The following is a 26,045-nucleotide window of genomic DNA, read 5'->3' as shown; positions in this document are numbered from 1 at the left end:
CTCTCCCCGGCGGGGAGAGGTCGGCCCGCAGGGCCGGGTGAGGGGGCGTCGCCCTTTCCGGACAGCTCTGAGCCCTCTCACCCGCTCGGCTTCCCCTCGCGACCTCTCCTTAGTGGGGAGAGGTGAAGAGCCGCGGCGATCTCTGGGGAGCGCCGCGTCATGAGGCTCGGGCTCCTGAAGGGCATCGTCCCCGTCGTGCTGCTCCTCGCGGCGCTCGGCTGGTTCGGCTCGGCGCTGTGGACGCTGCAGGGCGAGCGCGCCGAGCGGGCGGTGTTCGACGCGCTCGCCTCGCGCCGCGACGTCGCGCCCCCCGACGACGCGAGCGGCGAGCTGCTGTTCGCCCGCGCGCATTTCCTGCTCGCACGCGACCGGATCGACGAGGCGCAGTCGCTGGTCGGCCCTCTGGTCGAGCGCGGCGGGCCGAAGATTGCGGCGCGGTTCTACTACGACGTCGGCAACGCGCGGGCGCGCCGGGCCGTCGGGGCGATCGAGTCGAGCCAGATCGACAAGGCGATTCCCGAGGTCCGGCTCGCCAAGGACGCGTTCCGCTCGGCGCTCAGGGCCGATCCCGACTTCTGGGACGCCCGCTACAATCTCGACGTCGTGATGCGCCTGGTCCGCGACTTTCCCGAATTCGAGGGCGGGGAGGAAGAGACCAAGGCGCAGCCCAAGAAGCTCTGGACGGACCTTCCCGGCCGTCCGCGGGGGCTGCCGTGAGGCGGCCCGACTGGCGCACGCTCGCGATCGGCGCCGCACTCGCATTGAGCGCGGGCGCAGCGCTGCAGCCGGAGATCCGCGCCGAGCGGTCGACCTATGACGTCGTGGGCTTCGTCGACATCACCGGCTCGATGAACGCACGTGACTACGAGGCGAACGGCGCGCCGCAGAGCCGGCTCGACGCCGTCAAGGAACGCCTGCCGGCCGCGATCGGCCGCCTGCCCTGCGGCTCGCGCTTCGGGCTCGGCGTGTTCAGCGAGCGACGCGTCTTCCTGCTGTTCGAGCCGATGGACGTCTGCCGCGACTTCGCGGCGATCGAGGGCGCGATCCGCGGCCTCGACTGGCGCATGGCCTGGGAGGGCGACAGTCGCGTGGCCGACGGCCTCCAGCGCGCGATCGACATGACGAAGCCGATCGGCGCCGACGTCATGTTCGTGACCGACGGCCACGAGGCCCCGCCGGTCCGCACCGACATGGAGCAGCGCTTCGACGTCGAGAAGGACCGCGTGAAGGGGCTGATCGTGGGCGTCGGCGGAACGCAGCCCGTGCCGATCCCCAAATATGACGATTTCGGACGCGAGTCCGGCTTCTTCTCGATGTCCGACGTGCCGCAGGCCTCGCGTCTGGGTCCCCCGCCCGAGGGGGCCGAGAACCTGCCCGGCTACAACCCCCGCAACGCCCCCTTCGGCGAGATGCCGGAGGGCGACGAGCACTTGACCTCCGTCAAGGACGACCATCTGCGCCAGATCGCGGGGCTTACCGGCCTCGGCTACGCCCGGCTCGGCGATCCGGAGGCCCTGGCGGAGGCGATCGAGTCCAATGCGAAGCCGCGACCGATCGAGGTTGCGGTCGACCTGTCCTTCATCCCAGCCGCAGCGGCGCTCGTGGCGCTCGCTGTCCTCTATGGCGCCCCGCTCGCGGCAGGCTTTCGCCGACGGCGCGCCGCTTTCCAAGGAGTCGCCTGATGCGTCGTCTCGCCCTCGCCGCCGTTCTCTCGCTCGCCGCGCCTGCTCTCGCCTTCGCCCATGGGCCGACGCCTCAGAAGGTCGAGGAGAAGATCGAGATCAAGGCCGAGCCCGCCAAGGTCTGGGCGTTGGTCAAGGATTTCGGGGGGATCAAGGCTTGGCATCCGATGGTGGAGTCGGCCGAGGTCAAGGACGGCGAACGCACGCTGAAGGTGAAGGGCGGCGCGGAGCTCGTCGAGAGCCAGGACGAAAGCGACGACGGCTCCATGACGCTCGGCTACCGGCTTTCAAACGAAGGCGGCGACGCGTTCCCGGTCAGCTCCTATTCGGCGACCATAAAGGTGACGGCGGGAGGCGGCGGCTCGGAGGTCGTCTGGCAGGGCCGCGGCTACCGGCTCGACACCTCAAACGAGCCGCCGGAGGGCAAGGACGACGCAGCCGCGGTCAAGATCCTGTCGGACTTCTTCAAGGCGGGCCTCGAGGGGCTCAAGAAGAAGGCGGAGGGCCAGGGGTGAGGCTTCGCGCCCTCCTCTGCGCCGCGACGCTGCTCGCCGCGCCGGCCGTGTCCGCCGACGAGACCCTGGTCGCGGTCGTGGGACAGACGGGAGGCGTGGTGCGCCTCCTGCCCGTCGGGGGCGGGACAGCCGCCTACGTCGATGTCGGCGACCTTCCGGCCGGCGTCGCCATCGGGCCGGACGGGCGCACGCTCTACGTCACAGACCCGGACCACGGCCGCGTCACCGTGCTCGACGCGGTCACGCGTCAGATCACGGCGCGCTTTCCGGTGAAGGGCCAGCCCTTCGGGGCTGCGGCGACCGACGAATTCCTCTATCTCACCGACTGGACGCGCGGCGTCGTCATCAAGCTCGACGTGCTGACCGGCGCGACGGTCGGGGAAACCAAGGTCGGCAAATCGCCCGCGGCCATCATCCTCGACAAGTCCGGCGGCCGCGCTTTCGTGGCGGTCCGCGAGGAGGACGCGGTCGGCGTCCTCGATCTGGGGTCAGCGGGGGAGCCCCAGAAGATCAAGGTCGGCAAGGCGCCGTTCGCGCTCGCGCTGTCGCCTGATGGCGCGCGCCTCTATGTGGCCAACGTCCAGAGCGGCGACCTCTCGGTGATCGACGTCGCGGGAGGCCGCGAGATCAAGCGCGTCGCGGTCGGCCGGATGCCCTACGGGGTCGCGGTCACGCCGGACGGGCGCAAGATCGCAGTGACGCTGCAGCACGACTCGGCGCTCGCGATCGTCGACGCCGAGATGCTGGAGGCGACCGCCCGGGTGAAGGTCGGGAGCTATCCGGAAGGCGTCTCGATCGCCCCCGACGGCAGGACTGCGGCCGTCGCCAACTGGATGGACGACACGGTCTCGCTCGTCGACCTCGACGCCGCCCGCGTGACCGGGACCCTCCCGGCGGAGGGCGGCCCCCGCAATCTCGTGGTCGTGACGCAGTGACACCCCAAGCGCTTCGGCCCGGAGGTCCGGCGCCGACAAGACACAAGACTGGAGAACAGCCATGCGCCTCGCCCCAATGATCGCCCTTGCGGTCCTCGGCCTGCCTCTCGCGACTGCGGCCTCGGCCCAGCGCGCCGCAGATCTCGCGCCGATCGACGTGACCGTCGCGGTGGGTGAGATCGGGCCCGGCTGGGTCAAGAAGCAGGTCGGCGAGGAAGGCGTGACCTTCGTCTGCGAGACCGACGCCTGCGGCGGCCGCGGCGTCGTGGGCATCGGCCAGGCCAGGCCCTCGCCCGACTACGTCAAGGAGGTCGTGGCCGACCCCGACAAGACGATGAAGAGCTACCGCTACGCGACCGAGGAATCGATGAGGCCGACCGGCTGCACGTTCAAGTCCTTCGACGTGCGCCGGCTCGGCGAGCGCCGCATCCAGTATGAGAGCCTCGGCAGCTGTCCGCAGGGGACTGCCGCCGCGATGACGACGATCTTCGACGCGGATCGGTCCGGCATGATGTCGGTTCAGATCCTGACCAAGTCCGAGGCCGACGCCGTGAAGCTGCGCGACGCTTCGGTCGGCAAGATCGTGGCCGCTCTCGACGCGCCGCGTTCGGACCGCTGATCGGGGGCCGGCGGCGCGGCGCGCCGGCATTTCCCGGGCAGGTTCTGGTAGTAGACGCTCTTCAGGCTCGCCTCGGTCCAGGCGTCGCCCGCGCGGGCGGCGTCGAAGCCGCGCAGCTCGATCGCGATCTCCTGCTCGCCGAGGCCGGCCTGGCTCGAATCCGGCACGGAGACCCGGGCGTCCAGGCGCGGCGGATCGGCCGTCTGGTCGAGCCGCCATTCGGGCCGCCGTCCCGCAAGCGCGTTGTAGTCGGTGCGGTCGCCGTCGGCCTTGGCGACATAGACCTGGCGGTAAAGCGCCGGGTCGTCGGGCGCCTGTTCGAGCAGGAAGGCCACGAAGGGCCGGCTCTCGACGAAGACATAGAATTGGCAATAGAGCGCGGTCTGGCGCGGGCCGCTGTCAGCGGCGGGCGGGCCGGGCTCTGCCGGCGGCGCGCCTCGGGCGCAGAGGGCCAGCCCCGCCGCGGCCGCCCCCAGCGCACCGACCAAGGCGACGAGCGCGACGCGTCTGGAGCCTGCCCCGATCATGGCCGCCCATATGGCCGGAGCCGCGCCTCCGGCCAGTCGTACTTCCGCAAATTTATGCTCAGGATTTTCGACATTGAATTTGTTTATTATGACTTTCTTTGCACAGGAAAAGTGTAACCGGCGAGGAGGAAGATTTGTCCTGTGATCTGGTCAATAAAATCGGCGAGTAATGAAAATCAATAGACGGAGACCAGCCTCCGGACCGCCGCCAGCAGCGCAGAGGGCGTCAATCCGGCTCACCGGATGATTTCCCTGGAGCCGCGTCGCCCGAAACCCGGAAGTCGCCCGCCGGGTTTCGAGCGAGGTCTCGGCCCCCAAGAAGAGACTTACTTGGCGTCCTTACACCACGAAGCCGAGGCTTCTCTGCATCGCGCGGTGTAGCTCTTCGTCAATTTTTCCGCCGAGACCCATTCGTCCTCATCGACCCCATTGTTGTTGTCGTCGTCCATCGCCGCGAAGTTCGGCGCATACTCGATCTTCAGCGCTCCAACGTTCTTCTGATACTCGATGCGGTCGATCTGCCCGTTGCCGTCGGTGTCGAGCTTGTTGAAGGCGGGCCACTCGGCTGCGATGGCGGCCGTTCCCGAAAGCAGCAGAACTGAAGCGAAAGCGACCAAGGTCTTGGTCATTGCGTCTTCTCCCCAATACGTCGTTTGTCGGACGTCTCCATTGCGGGCGACGGTCCCGCCGCCGGTTTTTGGCGGCATCGTATCGGACGCCTACTGGCGAAGCTAAATCAATGGAAGATCTTCCCAATTCCTCCGGGAGACACTGGCAGTCGCGTCGTGCGGCGGAGGTCCTTGCGAGGTCGGGCGAGAGCCCACGGACGCCCGTGCCGCTGGCAGGAGCCGCCGCCCCGCCATCCTGTTGTCTTCTCGCCCGGACCTAGCGGGGACGTGGCGGCGGGGACGCGCGACGCATGCCGCCCCCGGCGCTTGGCTCAGCGGGCGCAGCTGATTGTAGATTGCGCCGTTGTAGTCGTCGGAGACGAGCAGCGAGCCGTCCTGCGCCGCCAGCACGTCGGCGGAGCCCAATCTGGCGAGCGCAAGGCCATGACGTCCGCCGAGCGCCTTCAGACGTCAGTTGGGCATCCGGTCTCGTCCGTGGCCCATCTGCCAGTCCGGGAGGGGCGCCACGACGCTTGTCGTCTCAGTCACTATCGACACGCTGATGGCGACGGTGAAATCCACGCTGTCCGCCATGGACAGCGTGACGACGGGGTCCCCAAGGACCTCTGTCAGAGACCGGGCGGAGGGTAGGGGCTCGTTGTGCTGCTCGAGCCATTTTAGCCGCATATAGAGAGACTTCGTGGCCTTGGCCGGGATCTCGCTGACTCGATTGACGCCGGTGAAAGCTCCGGGAACGTCCGGAAACCAGACGTAGAATTTCTCGTCACTTACCTCCACGATCCCAACATAGTCGACCTTTCTGGTGCTCACGCACTTCATGACGGCGCTCCTAGCCGCTTGGTCGAAGCTATTCGACCAAGCGGCAGAACTGCCAACAAGTGTCACATTCGAAGCAGTGAGCCCCTCCAAAGTGGTACCGCATCCGCGAACGCCGCACCCAGTTCGCCAGATTGCGAATGCGGCGGTTGCAGATCCGACGAGCGCATCGATCTCTCCCGGTGTGTCGGCATGATCTTCGACCCTCCGCCGCCTCGTGCGGGGTCAAGCTGGTGCGCTGGCACGTCTGCGCGCCAGACGTCACCTCGAGCGGGCTGAGCGGCTCGCGCTGGACGATGAGCTAAGTGCTTGAAATTCCTGGCGCTCCCAAGGGGACTCGAACCCCTGTTTTCGCCGTGAGAGGGCGACGTCCTAGACCGCTAGACGATGGGAGCCGCGAGCGGAAGGCCGCAGTCTATAGACGGCCCGCCGCCCGCCTTCAAGCGCCGCGGCGGCCGATCCGGCGGGAAAGGCGCCGCGGCCTAGCGGAGCGGCGGGGCGCCCGGGGCGGGCGTGATGTCGAGCCGGCCGGTCTCGGCGAGCGTGCCGGCGTCGAACACATGGACGACGGTGCGCCCGCCCGCCTCGATCGTCACCAGAAGCCGGCCGCCGTCCGCCGTCGTCGAGAGGACCTTTGCGCCGGCCGGCAGCGCCAAAACCTTCGGCGCGGCGGCTGCGGCGCGCGGCGGCGCCTTGACGACCCGGTAGGCGATCACCGACATCACGGCCAGAAAACCGACGCCCATGGTGAGCGCGGCGACGATCGTCAGGACCTTCAGCCGCTGATAGACGCGGCGGATCCTCGGGTCGTCGTCCTCCGCCAGCCCGAAGGCCGAGCTCGTTTCGCCAGGCGCCGCCATGTCCGTCCCGTTTGAAGACGCCGACCTCGAAGACGACGCCGCGCCGTCCGCGCGCCTCGTCGTCGCGCTCCGGCGCGAGGATTCCGGCGAGCGGATCGACCGCCTGCTCGCCGCGCGGCTTCCCGAGCTTTCGCGCGCCCGCATCCAGGCGCTGATGCGCTCGGGCCGCGTCTCGGCCGCGGGCCGGACGCTAGAAGACCCCTCGGCCAAAATCAACGCAGGCGAGGGGCCGGGCGAGATCGTCGTCGAATTGCCGCCGCCGGAGCCCGCGGGCCCGATCGGGCAGGACATCCCCCTCGTCGTGGTGCATGAGGACCGCGACCTGATCGTGATCGACAAGCCGGCGGGCCTCGTGGTCCATCCCGCCGCCGGCCACGCCGACGGCACGCTGGTCAACGCGCTGATCGCGCATTGCGGGGCGAGCCTGTCAGGCGTCGGCGGGGTGGCGCGGCCCGGGATCGTCCACCGGCTCGACAAGGACACCAGCGGCCTGATGGTCGCGGCGAAGACCGACGCCGCGCACCGCGCGCTCAGCGCCCAGTTCGCCGACCACGGCCGCACCGGGCCGCTGGTGCGGCGCTATCTGGCGCTGGTCTGGAGCCCGCCCGATCGCCCCCGTGGCGTGATCGACGCTCCGCTCGGGCGGAGCGCGAGGAATCGCGAGAAGATCGCGATCCGCTCCGACGGCCGCGAGGCGATCACCCATTGGGAGACGCTGGAGCGCTATCCCGCGGCCGACGCCGGCCTCATCGCCTGCCGGCTGGAGACCGGCCGGACCCATCAAATCCGCGTGCATCTCGCCTCGCTCGGGAGCCCTCTGGTGGGCGACGACGTTTATGGCCCGGGACACCGCACCAAGGCTTCGCGGTTGTCGGAGGAGGCGGGGGCGGCGCTCAAGGCGCTCGGCCGGCAGGCGCTGCACGCCGCGACGCTTGGCTTCGCGCACCCAAGGACGGGCAAGGCCATGCTGTTCGAGAGCGCTCCGCCGCCGGAGCTCGAACGGCTTCTGGCGGCGTTGCGAGACTCGCGCAGGGACATGGCTTAGCGCGCGTGCATGGAGGGGTGGAGCGTTCCGCCCTTTCCCATGCAAATTCGCAACGGCCGCTGCTCGCGTAACGATGATCGCACGGAAGCCGTAATGCGGTATAAGTCTATCGAAGCGATCGGCTCATGAGAGCGGTCGCGTCCCGGGTCCGCCGCAGTCCCGCGGGGGCCTCTGTCTCCAAGGAGGCGCTCATATGGCGTCAGCCGCACTTCCGATCCTCGTCTCAGACGGCGGCCTCAGCCGCTATCTCGACGAGATTCGCAAATTCCCGATGCTCGAGCCGCAGGAAGAGTACATGCTCGCCAAGCGCTGGCGGGAGCATGGCGACCGCGACGCCGCGCATCGGCTCGTCACCAGCCATCTGAGGCTCGTGGCCAAGATCGCCATGGGCTATCGCGGCTACGGCCTGCCGATCGGCGAGGTCGTGAGCGAGGGCAATGTCGGCCTCATGCAGGCCGTGAAGCGCTTCGAGCCCGAGAAGGGTTTTCGGCTAGCGACCTACGCGATGTGGTGGATTCGCGCCTCGATCCAAGAATACATCCTGCGCTCCTGGTCGCTCGTGAAGATGGGCACCACGGCGAACCAGAAGAAGCTGTTCTTCAACCTGCGCAAGGCGAAGAGCCAGATCTCGGCGCTCGACGAGGGCGACCTCAGGCCCGACCAGGTCAAGCAGATCGCGACAAGGCTTGGCGTGACCGAGACCGACGTGGTCGACATGAACCGCAGGCTCGGCGGCGACGCCTCGCTGAACTCGCCGCTGCGCGAGGACGAGGGCTCGTCCGAGTGGCAGGACTGGCTGGTCGACGAGAGCGACAGCCAGGAGACCCGGCTCGCCGACACGGAAGAGCTCGACCATCGCCGGCAGGCGCTCGCCGGCGCGCTCCAGGTCCTCAACGACCGCGAGCGCCGAATCTTCGAGGCGCGCCGTCTCGCCGACGAACCGCTGACGCTCGAGGAGCTGTCGGGCGAGTTCAACGTCAGCCGCGAGCGCGTGCGGCAGATCGAGGTCCGGGCCTTCGAGAAGGTCCAGGCGGCGGTCCGCAAGAACGTCGCGGCGATCGAAGCCCACGCCTGACCGGGGACCGGCGGACGCTCCGCCGGTCACCTCCGCACCGCCCCCATGTCCCGGCCTCGAGCCGGGACCCATTGGGCTCGACGGTTCCGGCGATCTGCGGAAACGCGACCGTCATCCCGGGCTTGTCCCGGGATCCATTGCCTCTGAGCCTGCCAAGCTATTGGATACGCGGTGATAATGGATTCCGGGACAAGCCCGGAATGACGGCGGCGTGGCGTCTCGGCTAACATTGTCGGCGCGACGGATCGCTCCGAGCGCTCTCGGCTTCGGAGTTACGGTCAATCCGGCGATGTCAAACAGCGTGCATTTGGAGGCGCGGGTCGCCGCAGGAGCCTCGATGCGTGTGTAGTGTGGCGGCGCCTGCGGCGCCCGGGCACGGTTTTCGGATAGGTCAGACGCTCTTGACACGCCCCGGTCGTAGTGCCGGGGGTATGACGTGTTGCCGACGGACCGTTTCCGGTCCGCCCCTGACTCTGGTCCCGGGGCGGGTGAGCCGGTCCCTCCCGCCGCAGGCTCCGCCCTCCTCCCGCGCCGCCGGACGGCCCGACGACGCCTCCATGGATGGGAGAAGGCGACACGATGCTGCCTCAGAACGAGGCCGATGTAAAGAAAATAATCCTATACCCGAGTCGCTGCGCGGCCTTCATGTCCCGGCATTGAGCCGGGACCCATCGGACTCGGCCGGTCCAGGCAGGAGCGCGACGCCGCCCGGAGCCTGCTTCGGCGCGCGCCGCGCCGAATGGGTCCCGGCTCGAGGCCGGGACATGGCGGCGGCGTTTCGGGGCCCGGAAAGGCTCAGGCCGGCCGGCGGTAGATCCACACCCGGGCGGGCGGCAGGTTCAGCCAGACGCGCGGCGAGCCGGCCGCGGTGGTGAGGCCGATCGCCTCGCGCGGGATCGGCGGCACCAGTCCGTAGGTGAACTGGATGAAGGGCGCGCCGACCCGCGACATGTCGAAACAGTCGTCGAGCAACTGGACGCGCTGGCGCACCGGCTTGGTGAGGAGAGGCAGGCTGGACACCGTCGCGGTCAGGGGCTTGTCGAGCTGGCCTTCGAGCGTCTGCCGCGCCGAATAGGCGTCGCCGCGCACCACGGTCACGCCCGGAAAGCGGCGCTCGAGCAGCGGCACGAATTCCGGGTTGAACTCGATCAGCACCAGCCGTTCGGGGGCCACCCCGCGCTCGATCAGCGCCTCGGTCACCGGGCCGGTGCCGGGGCCGATCTCCAGCACCATGCCGGGCTGGGTCGGGTCGACATAGCGCGCCATCATGCGCGCCAGCGCCTTGCCGGACGGGCTGACCGCGCCCGTCACCAGCGGCTTGTCGAGCCAGGATCTGAGGAATCGCGCCTCGTCCGCGAGATCGATGCGCTTGCCCCGGCCGTCGGCGAGGCGCGAGGTCCGTCTTGCGGGTTCGAGCATGGAGACCGGAGAACTCCGATGACGCGGCGTAGGACATTTAGCGCGCGTTCGACGAATTGGCGATGGCCGGCCCGCAACAATCGCACCGGATTCTTGGTCAGGCGCTGCCGAAGAACTCCTTGACCCGCGAGAAGAACCCGCTGGTCTCGGGATGGTTCGCCTCGGAGGCCTCCGCGGCGAACTCCTCGAGCAGAGCGCGCTGGCGGGCGGTGAGGCGCTGGGGGATCTCGACGGTCGCCTGGATGTACATGTCGCCGAACTCCTTCGAGCGCAGGATCGGCATGCCCTTGCCCTTAAGGCGGAACTGCATGCCCGTCTGGGTGCCCTCGGGGATCTTCACTCGGGTCCGGCCGCCGTCGATGGTCGGCGCCTCGAAGGAGCCGCCGAGGGCGGCGGTCGTCATCGGGATCGGGGCGCGGCAGTAGAGATCGGCGCCGTCGCGCTGGAACAGCGCGTGGCTCGCGATCGACAGGAAGATGTAGAGGTCGCCGGTCGGCCCGCCGCGCAGGCCGGCCTCGCCCTCGCCGCCGAGCCGGATGCGCGTGCCGTCCTCGACGCCCGCCGGGATCGCGACCTCAAGCGTGCGCTCCTTGGTGACGCGGCCGGCGCCCGCGCAGTCCGCGCAAGGGTCGTCGATGATCTGGCCGCGGCCATGACAGCCGGGGCAGGTGCGCTCCATCAGGAAGAAGCCCTGGCTCGACCGCACCTTGCCGGCGCCGCCGCAGGTCGGGCACTGGCGGGGCTTGGAGCCGGGCTTGGCGCCCGATCCCGAACAGGCCTCGCAGGTCACGCTGGTCGGGATGCGGATCTGTGCGGTCTTGCCCGCATAGGCGTCCTCGAGCGTGATCTCCATGTTGTAGCGGAGGTCCGCGCCGCGCTCGCGGCCGCCTGAGGCGCGTCCGCCGCGTCCGCGTCCGTCGCCAAAGAAGCTCTCGAAGATGTCGGACATGAAGTCCGACATATCGGGGCCGCCGCGCGGCCCCGCGCCGCCGAAGCCGCCATTCTCGAAGGCCGCGTGGCCGAAGCGGTCATAGGCCGCGCGCTTCTGCGGGTCCTTCAGGCAGTCATAGGCGGCGTTCAGTTCCTTGAACCGCGCCTCCGCGGCTTCGTCGCCCGGATTGCGGTCGGGGTGCCATCGCATGGCGGCCTTGCGGTAGGCCGCCTTGAGCTCGGCGTCGTCCGCCGTGCGCTCGACCTCGAGAGTCTCGTAGAAACAGGTGCGGGACATCGGGGGCGGGGATCTGGTTCCTGGGGGAGCCGGACGCCGCCGGCCTCCTTTCTGGAAAGGAACGGCCCCCCGCGGCGAGGCGGGGGCCGGATGCGGATCAGTCGGCGGTCAGGCCGACTTCTTCTTGTCGTCGACCTCTTCGAAGTCGGCGTCGACGACGTCGTCCTTCTGCTCCGACGCCCCGCTGGAGGCCTCCGAGCCGGAGGCGTCGGCCGCGCCGCCCTGGCCCTGGGCGTACATCGCCTCGCCGAGCTTCATCGAGGCCTGGGCGAGCGCGTTGGTCTTGGCCTGGATGGCCTCGACGTCGTCGCCCGAGAGCGCGGTCTTGAGATCCGCGACCGCGGCCTCGATCGCCGACTTGTCGCCCGCCGGGGCCTTGTCGCCGAGCTCGGCCAGCGTCTTCTCGCTCGAGTGGATCAGCGCCTCGCCGTGGTTCCTGGCCTCGACGAGCGCGCGGCGCTTCTTGTCCTCAGCGGCGTTGGCCTCGGCCTCCTTGACCATCTTGTCGATATCGGCGTCCGAGAGGCCGCCCGACGCCTGGATGCGGATCTGCTGCTCCTTGTTGGTCGCCTTGTCCTTGGCGCCGACATTGACGATGCCGTTGGCGTCGATGTCGAACGTCACCTCGATCTGAGGCACTCCGCGGGGGGCAGCAGGAATCCCCACCAGGTCGAACTGGCCGAGCAGCTTGTTGTCGGCCGCCATTTCGCGCTCGCCCTGGAAGACCCGGATGGTGACGGCGGACTGGCTGTCCTCGGCCGTCGAGAACACCTGGCTCTTCTTGGTCGGGATCGTGGTGTTGCGGTCAATGAGACGCGTGAACACGCCGCCCAACGTCTCGATGCCGAGCGACAGCGGAGTGACGTCGAGCAGCAGCACGTCCTTGACGTCGCCCTGCAGCACGCCGGCCTGGATCGCCGCGCCGATCGCCACGACCTCGTCGGGGTTGACGCCCTTGTGCGGCTCCTTGCCGAAGAACTGCTTCACGGTCTCGTGGACCTTCGGCATGCGGGTCATGCCGCCGACCAGCACGACCTCGTCGATCTGGCCGGCCGAGACGCCGGCGTCCTTGAGCGCCGCCTTGCAGGGCTCGATCGTGCGCTGGATCAGGTCGTCCACCAGGCTCTCGAACTTCGCCCTTGTGAGCTTCAGCGCGAGATGCTTCGGGCCGGTCGCGTCCGCCGTGATGTAGGGCAGGTTGATGTCGGTCTGGCTCGCCGAGGACAACTCGATCTTGGCCTTCTCGGCCGCCTCCTTGAGGCGCTGGAGGGCGAGCTTGTCGTTCCTGAGGTCGATGCCCTGCTCACGCTTGAACTCGTCCGCGAGGTAGCCGACGAGGCGCATGTCGAAGTCCTCGCCGCCGAGGAAGGTGTCGCCATTGGTCGACTTCACCTCGAACACGCCGTCGCCGATCTCGAGGATCGAGATGTCGAAGGTGCCGCCGCCGAGGTCGTAGACCGCGATCGTGCCGGAGGTCTTCTTGTCGAGGCCGTAGGCGAGCGCGGCCGCGGTCGGCTCGTTGATGATGCGCAGGACCTCGAGGCCCGCGATCTTGCCGGCGTCCTTGGTGGCCTGGCGCTGGCTGTCGTTGAAGTAGGCCGGGACCGTGATGACCGCCTGGTCGACCTTCTGGCCGAGATGGGCCTCCGCGGTCTCCTTCATCTTCTGCAGCGTGTAGGCCGAGATCTGCGACGGCGAATATTTCTTGCCGTCGGCCTCGAGCCACGCGTCGCCATTGTCGCCCTCGACGATCTTGTAGGGGACGAGCTTCTTGTCCTTCTCGACCGTCGGATCGGAGAAGCGCCGGCCGATCAGGCGCTTGACCGCGAAGAAGGTCTTGTCGGGATTGGTGACCGCCTGGCGCTTGGCCGGCTGGCCGACGAGCCGCTCGCCGCCGTCCGCGAACGCCACGATCGAGGGCGTGGTGCGGGCGCCTTCCGAGTTCTCGATCACCTTGGGCGTCGAGCCGTCCATCACGGCGACGCAGGAGTTCGTGGTTCCGAGATCGATCCCGATGACCTTGCCCATGTGTTTACGTCCTCATCTTCCCGTTAAGCGGACCGGACGGCCCCGAAGCGGCCTAGCGCGAGCGTCCATCATGACGCCCGCAACCCTTCGGTCCCTTGAGTTTCCCGCCTTCCCAGCGGGTCGGCGGGTATATAAGGACGGGGTTTTCGAGCCGCAAGGCGGACGATGACGCGGCCGTGAGGCCCTCACGCCGGAAAGGCGGTTCGAGCGTCCGGGCGCGGTCTAGGTCGACAAACGCCGCGCCGGCCACAGGTTCGTCGCCCCACGCAGCACGGTTCGCCTCTCATGAAGCTCGCGCCCGGCTATCTCTCGGCTCAAGACCAGGCCGCGCTGCTCGAGGCGCTGCGCGCCGCGCTTTCCGCCGCGCCGCTCTTCGTCCCTGCGATGCCGCGCACGGGAAAACCCTTTTCGGTCAGGATGAGCAATCTCGGACCGCTCGGCTGGGTCTCGGACCGCGACGGCGGCTACCGGTATCAGGCGACGCATCCCGCGACCGGCCGGCCCTGGCCTGCGATGCCCGACATCCTGCTCCGCGCGTGGGGCGACATCGGCTGCTATCCGCACCCGCCCGAGGCGTGCCTCGTGAACTGGTATGCGCCCGGAACCCGCATGGGGCTCCACCAGGACCGCGACGAGCAGGATTTCGACGCGCCCGTGGTGTCGCTGTCGCTCGGCGACACGGCGCTGTTCCGCATCGGCGGCGCGAGGCGCTCCGACCCGACCCGGTCGTTCCGGCTCGCCTCCGGCGACGGCATGGCGCTCATGGGCGACAGCCGGCTCGCCTTCCACGGCGTCGACCGGATCATCGCCGGCACGTCGACGCTGCTGCCCGACGGCGGACGCGTCAATCTCACGCTCCGCCGGGTCACGAGGCCGTCGGACCGCTGACGCCTCGGACGCCGCCGCCGCTCGCTCGCCCGGCGGCCAGCATCGTCGAGCGACGTCATTCAAATGAGCGATGACGACGCTAGGCTGGTTGGCAGATACCTAAGCGCGTTGACAGCTTGCTTGCCAAGTCTATAGTCGTGCAAAGGTTTTTGAATAATTGAACGCCGTGGATAGTTTGATCATCTGATCACATCGTCCGCGGCGCGCTGTAATTTCAAGTACAAAATTGTTTGCGTACAATTTGCGCAGTCGCGAGATGCGAGTCCTCGAAGACCGGAACGTCGGACAACAGAAGAAGATGACAGGTCGATCACTTGGCCTGGTCATGCAGAAAAAGGGCGCAGAGCCATGGCCAATTTCACCGGAACGGGCAGCGACGACACCATCACGCCGGACCAGGTCTCGGCCGGCGTCACCCGCGATCCGCCCAATGCGCGTCCGGGGCAGGACAGCGACTTCATCGCCGGCGGCGTGGGCGACGACACGCTCTCCGGAGGCGGCGGCAATGACGGCATCAATGGCGACGCCGACAACGACCTGATCGACGGCGGCTCCGGGGCCGACAACCTGAATGGCGGCGACGGCAACGACACGCTGATCGGCGGCTCGGAAAACGACAACCTGGCCGGCGGCGAGGGGACGGACACCTATGTGTTCGGCCGCAACTGGGGCGCGGATTTCGTCAATCCGTCGGCCGTCACGGGCCGCGACGTCATCGAGTTCCTCGACACCGTCGACCGCGACCGGGTCAAGTTCCGGATCGAGAACGACGACCTGATCATCACCCAGGGCGACAATTCGATCTTCATCAACAACCAGTACGCGCTCGGGACCGGCTCCTCGACGCCGGTCCGCGAGGTGCGCTTCGACACCGGCCCGGCGATCGACGTCTCGAAGGTCGATCCCGACTGGCTGATCCGCTCCGGCACCAATCTCGGCGAGTCGCTGACCGGCTCGATCTTCAAGGACACGCTCGACGGCAAGGCCGGCAACGACAATCTGTTCGGCGGCGAAGGCAACGACACGCTGACCGGCGGCAAGGACAACGACTTCCTGTCCGGCGGCAACGGCAACGACACCTATCTCTTCGCCGGCGGCTTCGGGGTCGACAGCGTGTCGGAGGGCTTCAACGGCGGCCGCGACGTCATCGAGTTCCTCGAAGGCGTCGACCGCGAGGACCTGTCGATCTTCGTGCAAGGCTCGTCGCTGATCATCGACCGCGGCGACAACCGGATCACGCTCAACAGCCAGTTCGCCAACGGCACGGGCCAGAACGCGCTGTTCGAGACGATCGCGTTCGACGCCGACCCCGACCTCAACATCAAGTCGGTCGACAAGGACTGGATCACCCGTATCGGCAAGAGCGCGGCCGAGCGCTTCGACGGCTCGATCTTCAAGGACACGATCGACGGCGCGGGCGGCAACGACTCGATCTTCTCGGGCGACGCCAACGACCTGATCACCGGCGGCGGCGGCGCAGACCAGCTCGGCGGCGGCGCGGGCGACGACACCTATGTGTTCGATCTGGGCTTTGGGATCGACTCGATCTTCGAGAGCTTCGGCCAGGGCCGCGACACGATCCAGTTCGGCGAGGGCATCCGCCCGGCCGACCTCGACGTCAGGGTCGAGGGCACGAGCCTCGTGATCGTGCGGGGCTCCTCGCAGATCACCGTGTCGGGCCAATACAGCAACGGCACTGGCCAGAACGTCCTGGTCGAGCGCATGACGTTCGAGAACGGCGACGTCGTCTCGCTCGGCAAGCCGCTCGACGAATGGCTGGACCGCGAGGGCACCCGCCAGAACGACAGCTTCGGCGGATCGATCTTCAAGGACACGATCTCGGGCGGCGCCGGCAACGACTCGATCTTCGGCGGCAGCCTCGGCCGCGACAGCCTTTCGGGCGACGCCGGCGACGACACGCTGTCGGGCGGGACCGAAAAGGACACGGTCGACGGCGGCGGAGGCAACGATTCGCTGTTCGGCGGCGACGACAACGATTCGCTCATTGGCGGCGACGGTCTCGACACGATCCGCGGCGACGCCGGCAACGACTTCATGAGCGGCGGCGCCGGCGCCGACTCCATCGAGGGCGGCGACGGACGCAACACCTTCGACGGCGGCGGCGGCGCCGACACCATGACGGGCGGCCTCGAGCGCGACACCTTCGTGTTCCGCGAGGGCGACGGTTCGGATGTGATCTTCGGCTTCCAAGCCGGGCGCGATCTGCTCCAGTTCCTTAACTTCGGAAACAAGTTCGACACGCCCGGCGAGCTGTTCGCGGCTGCCGAGCAGAAGGGCGACGACGTGGTGGTCGAGCTCGTCCTCGGCGGCGACACGGCCGTCAAGGTGACGTTGATCGGCGTCGACCTCGACGACATGTCGCGCGACAACTTCCTGGTCTGACGGATAGCGGGCGGCGGGTTCGGCCTGCCGCCCGCAGTCAGCGCGCGCCGAGCTTCGCGACCACCTCGGGCGGCGGCCTGAGGCGCTCGAACACGTCGGCGTGCCGGCGGAACCCCATCAGCTCTCGCTGGATCAGATAGGCGTAGAGCGCGTCGGCGGCGGTCCGCACGAGCGGGGCCCTCGCCGGATCCTCGCGCGCGGCCGCGGCGAGCGTCGCGAGCGACTGCTCGGCCTTGCGGCCGGCGCGCTCCAGCGCGCTCGCCTTTTCGGCCATGATCTCGACCGCGAGCTCATCGACGCCTGCGCGCAGAGGGAAGCCGGCGTCCGGGCGCCGCGGAGGTCTCAGGGACATCGCCGCCATGTGGCGCGCCGCGCGGCTTGGCTCAAGGCGCGGGCAGGCCCGCCCGCGCGGAGCGGGCCGCCTCTTCCTCTGAGCCCGCGCAGGACAGCGGCGCGCCGTCGCGCGGGCACGCGATCTCGACCTGTCCGGCGGGCGGCTCGGGCGCCGAGGCAGGCGGACGCTGGGCGGCGCAGGCGGACAGTAGGCATGTCAGCGCGGAAAGGATCGCCAGACGCCGGATTGTTCCCGCCGGTCTTGCGCCGGGCGCAAGCCTTCGGCAACCGCGCGTGAGCCGATTCGCGTGGAGGGCCAAGGGCGCCTGAGTGAAATGGCGCCGGGGGGCGGAGCGCTTGGATGGGATCAGCGGAGGACCAGGCTCACAGTGGGAAGGGCGGCTTTCGTTGTCTGTTCCTAGCGAAGACCTTCAGCTCTTCCCACCATTGCCGCTCCTTCTCGAGCAATTGGCTTCCGACCTGCCCGACGCGGTCGACCGGCAGAGCCCCGACGGCTCCCTTGCAGCCGCCTTCTTGCGCGGCGTGACGGGAGGCCCCGATCATCCGGACGCGCGCAGGGACGGCGCGCCTGTCGCGTGCCTACGTCACGCTTCGGCGGAACGCATCGCCCGCCGGGGCGCTTGAGCGGCCGCCGGCCGCCCCAGGGAGGGACCCACGCCATGTTTCGACATCTGAGCCTCTGCTCCGCCGCCGCGCTTGCGGCGGCCTTGGCCATGCCCGCCTCCGCCGAGGCGCTGACCATGAAGGAATGCAGCGCGAAATATCAGGCCGCGAAAGAGGCCGGCGCGCTGAAGGGCATGAAGTGGAACGAATTCCGCAAGGCGGAATGCGCGGACGACGACGCCTCCGAGGCGGACGCCGCCGCCGCCGAGCAGGCGGCCGAAAAGGCCGGCCCGAAACCGTCGGCCTCGCCGAAGGCGACGACCGAAAAGACTGCGGCGCCGAAGACGACTGTGTCGGGAAAGGTCGCGTTTCCGTCCGACGTGTCGCCCAAATATGCGAGCGAGACGCCCGGAAAGGCGCGGATGCACACCTGTCTCGACCAGTATCGGGCGAACAAGGAAAAGGGCGTCGAACAGCCCAACTGGATCGCGAAGGGCGGCGGCTATTACTCGCAATGCAATACGAGGCTGAAGCAGGGCGCCTGAGCCGCGCCGTCGCGCAGGCAGACGATCCTCGCGTGGCGGCAAGCTTCGGACTGGCGCCGCGCGAGGACGGGCATGCCTGACCAAAACCCGATAGGGAGCTGGACCGGCTCGGCCGCTCCGCCGCACGAGGCGGGAAGCGCCGAAAAGCCTAACGATGGTCCATCGGCGACATGGTGCCCGGGGGCGGATTCGAACCACCGACACGCGGATTTTCAGTCCGCTGCTCTACCAACTGAGCTACCCGGGCGTCTGGGCGAGCGAGGCTCGACCCGAAGCGCGCCGCCTTATAGGGGCTCGCCAAAACCCTGTCCAGCAGGCGCTTGGATGGCCAGGGGACTGTGCAGGGCCGATCAGCCCCGGCGTTTCAGAAACCTGCGCGGTCTCCCTCCCCTTTCAAAGGGGAGGGAAAGACCTACGCCACGGCGCCCGAGCCGGCGAGCAAGTCAGCGCTGGCCGGAGGCGCCGACGCCGTCATAGCCCAGCAGCGCGACGTCGTTGCGGTAGATCCGGCCGACCAGCTCGCGCGTCGGCGCGTCGTAATGCGCCGCATAGGGGCGCTCGGCCGACGATTCGTTGGAGCGGCGGATCTCGATCGGCTCGCCGATCAGCCTCGCGAGCAGCGCGACGTCGGCGGCCATCCGCTCGACCCGGCCGATGAATTGCGGCTCGCCGCGGCGGATCCAGTGCGTCTGCTCGCGGAAATGCAGGCTCTGGGCGGCGGCTGCGCGCGTCAGGAAGCCCGCGGCGAAGGTCCGGAAATCGACGTCGCCGCGTTCCCGGAGGAAGTCCCGCGCCGGATCGCCGTTGAAAACGCCGCGCGCCGCCATGCGCCTGGAGTAGAGGAAGGCCGAGACCGCGCGGTCCCACGGGTTGCGCACGAAGCAGAAGCGAAGGAAGTCCGGGTAGCGGCGCGCGGTCGAGACGTTGACGGCGTGGCGATGGGGGATCTGCGCGCCAAAACCCAGCGCCTCCCCGAGGCTCGTGCCGGCGGTCTTCGGAATGTGCAGGAAGACCAGCTTCCGCCGTTCGCAGACGATCATGGGACCCCTCGCCCTCGGCGCAAGGCGATCAGGCGTCCGGCTCGTCCCGCGGGGCGGGCGGCGGCGCTTCGTCGTCAGTTTCTTTTTCTTCGGCCGGAGCCGCGTAGACCTCGCTGAACCAGCGCGACAGGTCGACGTCGGCGCAGCGCCGCGAGCAGAACGGGTGATATTGCGGCAGCGACATCTTCTTGCAGATCGGGCAGGGCCGCGGCGGCCGCTCGCGGCGGGCGGGCGCGTCCGTCATGGCGTCAGGCCCGGTCCAGCCAGTCGCGATGGATGGGGAAGCCCTCGCCGACCAGCAGATTCGCGGTCTCGTAGAGCGGCAGGCCGACCACGGCGCCGTAGGAGCCGGTGAGCTTCGCCACGAAGCAGCCGGCGAGGCCCTGGATCGCGTAGCCGCCCGCCTTGCCGCGCCATTCGCCGGCGGCGAGATAGCCGTCGATCTCGGAGTCGGAGAGCCGCTTGAACCGCACCCGCGTCTCGACCACGCGGCTGCGGAACGCGCCCCTCGCGGTGGTCAGGCAGATTGCGGTGGAGACCCGGTGGGCGCGACCGGAGAGCAACTGAAGGCAGCCCGCCGCCTCCTCGGCCGATTCCGCCTTGGGCAGGATGCGGCGGCCGACCGCGACAACGGTGTCGGCGGCGAAGATCCGCGCGCCGGCGAGCGCCGCGTCGTGGCTCGCAAGCCGCTGGGCGGCGCGCGCCTTCTCCTCGGCGAGCCTGAGCGCAAGCGTGCGCGGCCGCTCGTTGCGGCGCGGGGTCTCGTCGATCGAGGCGGGCAGAAGGAGGTCGGGCTGGACGCCGATCTGCTCCAGCAGCGCGAGGCGCCGCGGGCTCGCCGAGGCGAGGATGAGCTTGGGGCGTTCCTTGGTCATCGGACGCGGATCATAGGCCGCCCGGCTGGACGAAAGCGCGGCGACTCACTTGAACCGGTACGTGATGCGGCCCTTGGTCAGGTCGTAGGGCGTCATCTCGACCAGGATCTTGTCGCCGGCGAGCACGCGGATGCGGTTCTTGCGCATGCGGCCGGCCGTGTGGGCGATGATCTCGTGGTCGTTCTCGAGCTTCACGCGGAAGGTCGCGTTCGGCAGGAGTTCGATCACCGTGCCCGGAAATTCGAGCAGTTCTTCTTTGGACATGTGGTCTCGATGTCGTTCGGCGCGGGCCGGCGGCCGCAAGGCGCGTCATCCGCGGGTCATTCAAGAAGTCGGGGCCTGATAGCCGAAAGCGCCCGCGTAAACAACAACGCCGCCCGCGACGCCGGCCGGTGCGCGGCGGTCGAGCCGTTCGGGATGCCCCAAGAAACCCAAAGATAGGCGCGATGCGCGGCGGCGCCAAGCGCAGCAGCTTGCGTCCTGTCGCAGAAGACCGGCGCGGCGGCGCCTGACGAGAGGTCTGGCGGCCCGTCGAAGCCTCCCTCTCCCGCAAGCGGGAGAGGGAGCTGAAGCGTGGCGCCCTCACACCCTCGCCTTGGAGGCGAAGCGGAAGCGGTCGCGGATGCGGTCGTCGAGCGTGTCGCGCATCGCGCGATAGGCCTCCATGGTTTGCTCGCGCGAGCCGCCCTCGAACATGGTCGGGTCCATGACCGGCCAGTATTCGACCTCCACGGGGTAGCGGGCCGTGAGGTCGAGCGCCGCGTGGTGGGCTTCCGGCGCGAGCGTCACGATCAGGTCGAAGTTGAGGTCCTCGAGATCGTCGATCGTGTGCGGCCGGTGCTTGCCGGCCGACAGGCCGATCTCGTCGAGCACCGCGGCCACGAAGGGGTCGTTCTCGCCGGGCCTCACGCCCGCGGAGGCGACATAGAGCGAGCGGCCGAAATAATGCCGGGCCAGCGCCTCGGCCACGACCGAGCGGATGACGTTCTGCCCGCACATGAAGAGCACCGAATGGGGCCGGGAGGCCTCCGGGGCGCCGCCCTCGGCCATGCGCGCCTCAGCCCTTCCAGCTCAGCGCGCAGATCAGCGTGAACAGGCGGCGCGAGGTCGGGTGGTCGATCGCGATCTTGCCCTTGAGGCGCTCCAGCAGCACCTCGGCGCCTTCGTCGTGCAGGCCTCGCCGGCCCATGTCGATCGCCTCGATCTGGCTCGGGCTCGAGGTCTTGATGGCGTTGCGGTAGCTCTCGCAAATCAGGAAGTAGTCCTTCAGGATCTTCCGGAAGGGCGAAAGCGACAGCAGGTGGGTCATCACCTCGTCGCCTCCCTCCCTCATGATCTGCAGCGCGAGCTTCTGGTCGACGAGCGAGATTCTCAGCGCGAACGGGCCCTCATGGCCGCCCTCGGGCGCGAAGCGGTTCTCCTCGACGAGGTCGTAGATCGCGACCCGCCGCTCGTGCTCGACATCGGGGGCGGCGTAGCCGATCGAGTCCTGGTCGAGCGTGACGGCGACAAGCCGGTCGGTGGAGTTCGCGCCGCCCTCCGCCATCGCCGCTTCGCCCTGTCAGCCGCCGGGATTCATGCGGATCGCGACCGAGCGGGCGTGGGCCTGCAGCCCCTCGGCCTCGCCGAGCGCGATCGCGGCGGGCCCGATGGCGCGCAGCTGCTCCGGCCCGCAGCGCAGGATCGAGGTTCGCTTGAGGAAGTCCAGCACCCCGAGCCCCGAGGCGAAGCGCGCGGTGCGGGCGGTCGGCAGCACGTGGTTCGAGCCGCCCACATAGTCGCCGATCGCCTCCGGCGTGTGCCCGCCAAGGAAGATCGCGCCGGCGTGGCGGATCGCCTTAGACAGCGCGTCGCCGTCCTCGGCGATGATCTCGAGATGTTCCGCCGCAATCCGGTCGGCGAGCGGCGCAGCGTCCGCGATCGCCCGCACCACGATGACCGCGCCATGGTCCCGCCAGCTCGCGCCGGCGATGTCCTTGCGCGGCAGGACGCCAAGCTGGCGCTCGACCGCGGCCTCGACCGCGGAGGCGAGCTCGTCGTCGTCGGTGATCAGGATCGATTGCGCCGAGGCGTCGTGCTCGGCTTGCGCCAGCAGGTCGGCCGCGATCCAGTCGGGGTTCGCGGTCCCGTCGGCCACGATCAGCACCTCGGAGGGGCCGGCGATCATGTCGATCCCGACCGTGCCGAACACCCGGCGCTTGGCCGCCGCCACATAGGCGTTGCCGGGGCCGACGATCTTGGCGACCGGCGCGATCGTCTCGGTGCCATAGGCGAGCGCGCCGACGGCTTGCGCGCCGCCGATGCGAAAAATCTCGTCGACGCCGGCGAGCTCGGCGGCCGCCAGCACCAGCGGCGCGAGCCGGCCGTCCGGCGCGGGCACGACCATGGCGAGGCGCTGGACGCCCGCGACCTTGGCCGGCACGGCGTTCATGAGAACCGAGGACGGATAGGCCGCGGTGCCGCCCGGCACGTAGAGCCCGACCGAGTCGAGCGGCGTCCAGCGGTGGCCGAGCTCGACGCCGATCGGGTCGACATAGCTCTCGTCGGTCGGAAGCTGCCTGCTGTGATGCGCCTCGATGCGGTCGCGGGCCAGAGCGAGGGCGCCGAGCGTCTCGGCGTCGCATTGCGCCCTGGCGGCGGCGATCTCCCCGGCGCTCACCTTCATGCCGACGGCGTCGAGGTCGATGCGGTCGAACCGCTTCGAATACTCGATCACCGCCGCGTCGCCGCGCGCGCGCACATCCGCGAGGATCGAGGCGACCGCCTGGTCGACATCCTCCGAGACCTCACGCTTCTGGGCGAGCAGCGCCGCGAAGCGCGCCTCGAAATCGGAATCCCTGGCGGACAGCCGGATCGCCATGTTGAATTCAAGCCTCGTCGAGATCGTGGGCGGGCGCGGCCTTGGCGGCCCAGACCGGGCCGAGATCGACGACCTGGGCCTCGATGCATTCGACATCGAGCCTGAGGCTCGCGCCGCCGGAAAAGTGCAGCTCGACCGCGCCGGACGGCTCCTCGGCGGGCGAAAAGGTCACGGCGAGCAGGTTCAGCACCGTGTCGGCCTGGGAGCGGTCGACGCCTCGGGCGCTCACCTTAGTCACGCGGTCGAAATGTCCGGCCGTCCGACGCCGCCTGACCTCGCCGTCGACACGTCGGTCGATCCGGTTGCCCACGAAGGCGAAGCGCTTTTCGCGCGGCAGCCAGGCGAGGTCGCCCACGCGCGCGACGAAATCCTGGAGATGCGCCGACAGGATCTCGAGATCCTCGGGGTCGAGGGCGACGAGTCTCAGCGGGGCGTCGGAGGCGAGATCGGGCATCGGCTGGCGCGAAGGTGTCGGTGGGAGCCGAGCACAGGTAGCGATACGAGGGCCTTACGGCAACTCGCCAGTCGGTCGGCAGATGCCGCAAGAACGAGAGAATGATCCATCGGAGCGGCCTTCACGCCTAGCGGCGTCTCGAAGCTCACCAAGATTTTCCGCGCAGATTTTCCGATACCCGCGCTCCGTATATGCGCCTGCCTCGCGACCGAGGTCTGAGATTGACCGGCAGGAAGCGCGATGAAGGACGAGGTATGTCGGATCACGCCTGCGACGGGCGTTGAGAACAAATCCGTCCGGGTGATCCAACACCCAGTTCAGATAACCAGTATCGTCCTTTGCGAATTCGACCATGATGACCCGGCCAATCGCTGCTTTGTCGACCCGACGGCTTTCACCCCGTCAGGCGCTCGATGGTCGCGCCGCAGCGGGAGAGCTTGGCCTCCAGCCGCTCGAAGCCGCGGTCGAGATGGTAGACGCGGTTGACGATGGTTTCGCCCTCAGCCGCGAGGCCTGCGATCACCAGCGAGACCGAGGCGCGCAAATCGGTCGCCATCACGGGCGCGCCGTTCAGCCGGTCGACGCCCTCGATGGTCGCGGTGTCGCCGTCGAGCGAGATCCGGGCGCCGAACCGGGCGAGTTCGGCGACATGCATGAAGCGGTTCTCGAAGATCGTCTCGGTGATGGACGAGCGCCCGGCGCCACGCGAGGCGAGCGCCATCAGCTGGGCCTGCAGGTCGGTCGGGAATCCCGGATAGGGCGCGGTCGTCACCGTCACGGGCGAGATGCCGGCGCCGTTGCGGGCGACGCGCACGCCCTCATTGGTCTCCGTCACCGTCGCGCCGGCCTCGGCCAGCACGTCGAAGGCCGCGTCCAAGAGGCCGCGCCGCGCGCCCTCGAGCAGGATGTCGCCGCCCGTCATCGCGACCGCCATCGCATAGGTGCCGGTCTCGATCCGGTCGGGGAGCACGGAATGCTCGGCGCCGTGCAGCGCCGGAACGCCCTGGACATGGATCGTCGACGCGCCCGCGCCCTCGATCCGCGCGCCCATCTTCACGAGGCAGTCGGCGAGGTCCCGTATCTCGGGCTCTCGGGCGGCGTTCTCGATCACGGTCTCGCCCCTGGCGAGCGAGGCCGCCATCAGGATCACATGGGTCGCGCCGACCGAGACCTTCGGGAATGTGACGCGGCCGCCCGTGAGGCCGCCGGACGGCGCCCTGGCGAGCGCGTAGCCGCCCTCGATGTCGATCGAGGCGCCGAGCGTCTTGAGGCCCGTCAGGAAGAAGTCGACCGGCCGCGTGCCGATCGCGCAGCCGCCGGGCAGCGAGACCTTGGCCTCGCCCATGCGGGCCAGCAGCGGGCCGATCACCCAGAAGCTCGCCCGCATCCGGGAGACGAGGTCGTAGGGGGCCGTCGTGTCGACGATCTCGCCGGCGGTCAGCTTGACGGTGTCGCCCTCGAACTCGTCCTGGGTCGCGCGCTTGCCCGCAACCGTCACCTCGACGCCGTGATTGCCGAGGATGCGCTTCAGCAGCGTCACGTCGGCGAGCCGCGGCACGTTGTCGAGCGTCAGGGTCTCGGGCGTCAGCAGGCTCGCGATCATCAGCGGCAGCGCGGCGTTCTTGGCGCCGGAGATCGGGATGCGGCCGTTGAGCTCGGCGCCGCCGACGATGCGGATGCGGTCCATGGGGCCTCCTCGGGGGCGGCGCGTCGCCAATGTGACGGGAGCGCGAAGCGTCGCGGTCTAGCCCAAGCGCCGCCTGCGCACAACGACGGGTCGCGTCAGTCCTGCTCTCCGCTCCCCGCGGGGCCGGGGCCGGAGCCCGGCGCGGGCGTCTTGCGGCGGCGCAGATTCTCGCGGAGCGCGGCGGCGAGCCGCTTTCGACGCTCCTCCTCGCGAGCCTCGGCCTCTGCCGAGCGGCGCGGCGCGGGCTTTTGGGGAGAGCGGCCGTCGGCGGTCATGAGCGCAAGGGTATGGCGGGCGGCGGCGGCGCGAAAGGGGGCGTCACCGTCCGGGCGCGACCCGCCAGGCCTTGAGCTTTGACTGCGGCCCGAGATCGATCGGCGCGAGCCAGTCTGGCGTGGGGCCGGAGAGCAGCGCCGCCGCGAAGCCGTCCGGGTCGGCCTTGGCGGCCCGGAGCGCGCCGCCGTCGGTCGGGCAGAACACCACGAGGTCGGCGCCGCGCGAGACCGCGACCGCCCGCGCCGTCTCCAGGCTGCCGCCGAAGGCGTCGAGCGCCGCCGTGATCCCCCCGACATTCCGGTGATACGGCCCGGCGATCGCCTCGAGGGGCGTGTGAGCGAGCAGGAACGGTCCGGAATCGATCGTGTTCAGCGCGCGTCCGGCCGGCGCCGCGGCGGCGAGCGCCCGGTAGTCCGCGACCGGGCAGAGCCGGCCCGCGGGGGGCTCGGTGACGGTGGTTCGAAGCCCTGCGGTCTGCGCGAGGCCGAGTCCGGCGAGCGCGAGCAGCGCCGGCGAAAGCCCCGCCGTCGCGAGGCAGAGCCGGAGCGCCCCGCCGTTCCGCGCGATGGCGAGCGCCGCAGCGGGCAGCAGCACGGCTCCGACCGTAAAGGCGAGGCTCGCGCAGCGCACCTGCCAGAGCGTCATGGCGCAGGCGACGGCGAAGACCGCGGCGACGGTCCAT

The 26,045-nt window shown here is 69.3% G+C and carries 27 protein-coding genes, 2 tRNA genes and 1 pseudogene; 10 read left to right on the top strand and 20 right to left on the bottom strand.

Translation table 11 applies throughout. The annotated features are described in order from the left end of the window. Nucleotides 1-159: 159 nt before the first annotated feature. The 5 genes from EK403_RS08960 (at nucleotide 160) to EK403_RS08940 (ending at nucleotide 3,751) form a co-directional block, all read left to right on the top strand. A complete protein-coding gene (locus EK403_RS08960) occupies nucleotides 160-717 on the top strand; it encodes a hypothetical protein (protein ID WP_128777156.1) in 558 nt (185 codons plus the stop codon). After that, complete coding sequence (locus tag EK403_RS08955; protein ID WP_128777155.1) at nucleotides 714-1,682, top strand: vWA domain-containing protein; 969 nt, start codon at nucleotides 714-716, stop codon at nucleotides 1,680-1,682. The genes EK403_RS08960 and EK403_RS08955 overlap by 4 nt, the downstream gene beginning before the upstream one ends. After that, nucleotides 1,682-2,197: an SRPBCC family protein gene (locus EK403_RS08950; protein WP_128777154.1), complete on the top strand. Its 516-nt coding sequence runs from the start codon at nucleotides 1,682-1,684 to the stop codon at nucleotides 2,195-2,197. The genes EK403_RS08955 and EK403_RS08950 overlap by 1 nt, the downstream gene beginning before the upstream one ends. After that, nucleotides 2,194-3,132 (top strand): YncE family protein, encoded by a 939-nt coding sequence (locus EK403_RS08945; RefSeq protein ID WP_128777153.1) that lies wholly within the window; start codon nucleotides 2,194-2,196, stop codon nucleotides 3,130-3,132. Before EK403_RS08950 ends, EK403_RS08945 begins: the two co-directional genes overlap by 4 nt. A gap of 61 nt (nucleotides 3,133-3,193) precedes the next feature. Further along, nucleotides 3,194-3,751, top strand: coding sequence for a hypothetical protein (locus EK403_RS08940; RefSeq protein WP_128777152.1), 558 nt, complete (start codon nucleotides 3,194-3,196; stop codon nucleotides 3,749-3,751). Here EK403_RS08940 and EK403_RS08935 read toward each other — a convergent pair. From EK403_RS08935 to EK403_RS08915, 5 genes are all read right to left on the bottom strand, one after another. Further along, nucleotides 3,652-4,278, bottom strand: coding sequence for a hypothetical protein (locus EK403_RS08935; protein ID WP_128777151.1), 627 nt, complete (start codon nucleotides 4,276-4,278; stop codon nucleotides 3,652-3,654). The genes EK403_RS08940 and EK403_RS08935 overlap by 100 nt on opposite strands. A 326-nt stretch (nucleotides 4,279-4,604) precedes the next feature. After that, nucleotides 4,605-4,907, bottom strand: a complete 303-nt coding sequence (locus EK403_RS08930) for an EF-hand domain-containing protein (RefSeq protein WP_128777150.1) — start codon at nucleotides 4,905-4,907, stop codon at nucleotides 4,605-4,607. 450 nt (nucleotides 4,908-5,357) lie between these two features. After that, a complete protein-coding gene (locus EK403_RS08925) occupies nucleotides 5,358-5,726 on the bottom strand; it encodes a type II toxin-antitoxin system HicB family antitoxin (protein WP_128777149.1) in 369 nt (122 codons plus the stop codon). A gap of 316 nt (nucleotides 5,727-6,042) precedes the next feature. Continuing rightward, nucleotides 6,043-6,118: transfer RNA gene (locus tag EK403_RS08920), tRNA-Glu, on the bottom strand. 87 nt (nucleotides 6,119-6,205) lie between these two features. Continuing rightward, nucleotides 6,206-6,583 (bottom strand): DUF6476 family protein, encoded by a 378-nt coding sequence (locus EK403_RS08915; RefSeq protein ID WP_128777148.1) that lies wholly within the window; start codon nucleotides 6,581-6,583, stop codon nucleotides 6,206-6,208. On the opposite strand from EK403_RS08915, the gene EK403_RS08910 reads away from it, so the two are divergent. Further along, the gene (locus EK403_RS08910) at nucleotides 6,582-7,628 is read left to right on the top strand and encodes an RluA family pseudouridine synthase (protein ID WP_128777147.1); all 1,047 of its coding nucleotides are present in this window, start codon (nucleotides 6,582-6,584) and stop codon (nucleotides 7,626-7,628) included. The genes EK403_RS08915 and EK403_RS08910 overlap by 2 nt on opposite strands. Before the next feature lie 193 nt (nucleotides 7,629-7,821). Beyond that, the gene (gene rpoH, locus EK403_RS08905; protein ID WP_128777146.1) at nucleotides 7,822-8,703 is read left to right on the top strand and encodes an RNA polymerase sigma factor RpoH; all 882 of its coding nucleotides are present in this window, start codon (nucleotides 7,822-7,824) and stop codon (nucleotides 8,701-8,703) included. 795 nt (nucleotides 8,704-9,498) lie between these two features. Here rpoH and EK403_RS08900 read toward each other — a convergent pair. From EK403_RS08900 to dnaK, 3 genes are all read right to left on the bottom strand, one after another. Further along, a complete protein-coding gene (locus EK403_RS08900; protein ID WP_128777145.1) occupies nucleotides 9,499-10,122 on the bottom strand; it encodes a class I SAM-dependent methyltransferase in 624 nt (207 codons plus the stop codon). A 97-nt stretch (nucleotides 10,123-10,219) separates the two neighbouring features. Further along, nucleotides 10,220-11,350, bottom strand: a complete 1,131-nt coding sequence (gene dnaJ / locus EK403_RS08895) for a molecular chaperone DnaJ (RefSeq protein ID WP_128777144.1) — start codon at nucleotides 11,348-11,350, stop codon at nucleotides 10,220-10,222. A gap of 108 nt (nucleotides 11,351-11,458) precedes the next feature. Next, a complete protein-coding gene (gene dnaK / locus EK403_RS08890) occupies nucleotides 11,459-13,378 on the bottom strand; it encodes a molecular chaperone DnaK (RefSeq protein ID WP_128777143.1) in 1,920 nt (639 codons plus the stop codon). A 285-nt stretch (nucleotides 13,379-13,663) separates the two neighbouring features. Here dnaK and EK403_RS08885 point away from each other — a divergent pair, with 285 nt between their 5' ends. Both EK403_RS08885 and EK403_RS08880 read left to right on the top strand, forming a co-directional pair. Next, the gene (locus EK403_RS08885) at nucleotides 13,664-14,266 is read left to right on the top strand and encodes an alpha-ketoglutarate-dependent dioxygenase AlkB (protein ID WP_128777142.1); all 603 of its coding nucleotides are present in this window, start codon (nucleotides 13,664-13,666) and stop codon (nucleotides 14,264-14,266) included. Nucleotides 14,267-14,614: 348 nt separating this feature from the next. After that, nucleotides 14,615-16,669 (top strand): calcium-binding protein, encoded by a 2,055-nt coding sequence (locus EK403_RS08880; protein ID WP_128777141.1) that lies wholly within the window; start codon nucleotides 14,615-14,617, stop codon nucleotides 16,667-16,669. 37 nt (nucleotides 16,670-16,706) lie between these two features. Here EK403_RS08880 and EK403_RS08875 read toward each other — a convergent pair whose 3' ends face one another. After that, a complete protein-coding gene (locus tag EK403_RS08875) occupies nucleotides 16,707-17,030 on the bottom strand; it encodes a DUF6665 family protein (RefSeq protein WP_245479597.1) in 324 nt (107 codons plus the stop codon). Between the two features lie 652 nt (nucleotides 17,031-17,682). Here EK403_RS08875 and EK403_RS08870 point away from each other — a divergent pair. After that, entirely contained in the window at nucleotides 17,683-18,171 is a 489-nt protein-coding gene (locus EK403_RS08870; RefSeq protein ID WP_128777140.1) for a hypothetical protein, read from the top strand. A gap of 171 nt (nucleotides 18,172-18,342) precedes the next feature. On the opposite strand, the gene EK403_RS08865 is transcribed toward EK403_RS08870, so the two are convergent. The 11 genes and pseudogenes from EK403_RS08865 to EK403_RS22310 form a co-directional block, all read right to left on the bottom strand. Further along, a tRNA-Phe gene (locus tag EK403_RS08865) sits at nucleotides 18,343-18,418 on the bottom strand. A gap of 196 nt (nucleotides 18,419-18,614) precedes the next feature. After that, nucleotides 18,615-19,211, bottom strand: coding sequence for a sulfotransferase family 2 domain-containing protein (locus tag EK403_RS08860; protein WP_128777139.1), 597 nt, complete (start codon nucleotides 19,209-19,211; stop codon nucleotides 18,615-18,617). A 28-nt stretch (nucleotides 19,212-19,239) separates the two neighbouring features. Further along, entirely contained in the window at nucleotides 19,240-19,455 is a 216-nt protein-coding gene (locus EK403_RS08855; protein WP_128777138.1) for a DNA gyrase inhibitor YacG, read from the bottom strand. Between the two features lie 4 nt (nucleotides 19,456-19,459). Continuing rightward, nucleotides 19,460-20,086: a Maf family nucleotide pyrophosphatase gene (locus EK403_RS08850; RefSeq protein WP_128777137.1), complete on the bottom strand. Its 627-nt coding sequence runs from the start codon at nucleotides 20,084-20,086 to the stop codon at nucleotides 19,460-19,462. A 45-nt stretch (nucleotides 20,087-20,131) separates the two neighbouring features. Further along, complete coding sequence (gene infA, locus EK403_RS08845) at nucleotides 20,132-20,350, bottom strand: translation initiation factor IF-1 (protein WP_128777136.1); 219 nt, start codon at nucleotides 20,348-20,350, stop codon at nucleotides 20,132-20,134. A 318-nt stretch (nucleotides 20,351-20,668) separates the two neighbouring features. Further along, nucleotides 20,669-21,136 carry an arsenate-mycothiol transferase ArsC gene (locus tag EK403_RS08840; protein WP_164919547.1) on the bottom strand — a complete coding sequence of 156 codons (468 nt, stop codon included), beginning with the start codon at nucleotides 21,134-21,136 and terminating at the stop codon, nucleotides 20,669-20,671. Between the two features lie 7 nt (nucleotides 21,137-21,143). Next, a complete protein-coding gene (locus EK403_RS08835; RefSeq protein WP_128777135.1) occupies nucleotides 21,144-21,632 on the bottom strand; it encodes a UPF0262 family protein in 489 nt (162 codons plus the stop codon). Nucleotides 21,633-21,647: 15 nt separating this feature from the next. After that, nucleotides 21,648-22,946 carry a histidinol dehydrogenase gene (hisD, locus tag EK403_RS08830; protein ID WP_128777134.1) on the bottom strand — a complete coding sequence of 433 codons (1,299 nt, stop codon included), beginning with the start codon at nucleotides 22,944-22,946 and terminating at the stop codon, nucleotides 21,648-21,650. 7 nt (nucleotides 22,947-22,953) lie between these two features. After that, nucleotides 22,954-23,400 carry a DUF2948 family protein gene (locus EK403_RS08825; RefSeq protein ID WP_128777133.1) on the bottom strand — a complete coding sequence of 149 codons (447 nt, stop codon included), beginning with the start codon at nucleotides 23,398-23,400 and terminating at the stop codon, nucleotides 22,954-22,956. A 394-nt stretch (nucleotides 23,401-23,794) separates the two neighbouring features. Beyond that, the gene (gene murA / locus EK403_RS08820; RefSeq protein WP_128777132.1) at nucleotides 23,795-25,087 is read right to left on the bottom strand and encodes a UDP-N-acetylglucosamine 1-carboxyvinyltransferase; all 1,293 of its coding nucleotides are present in this window, start codon (nucleotides 25,085-25,087) and stop codon (nucleotides 23,795-23,797) included. Between the two features lie 318 nt (nucleotides 25,088-25,405). Continuing rightward, nucleotides 25,406-26,045 (bottom strand): annotated as a pseudogene (locus tag EK403_RS22310) (hypothetical protein); the annotation flags it as partial.

This window comes from Hansschlegelia zhihuaiae, from assembly GCF_004103825.1.
Classification (GTDB): Bacteria; Pseudomonadota; Alphaproteobacteria; order Rhizobiales; family Methylopilaceae; genus Methylopila; species Methylopila zhihuaiae.
The sequence above is the reverse complement of the archived record's forward strand: the minus strand, read 5'-3'. Positions and strand labels throughout refer to the sequence as shown.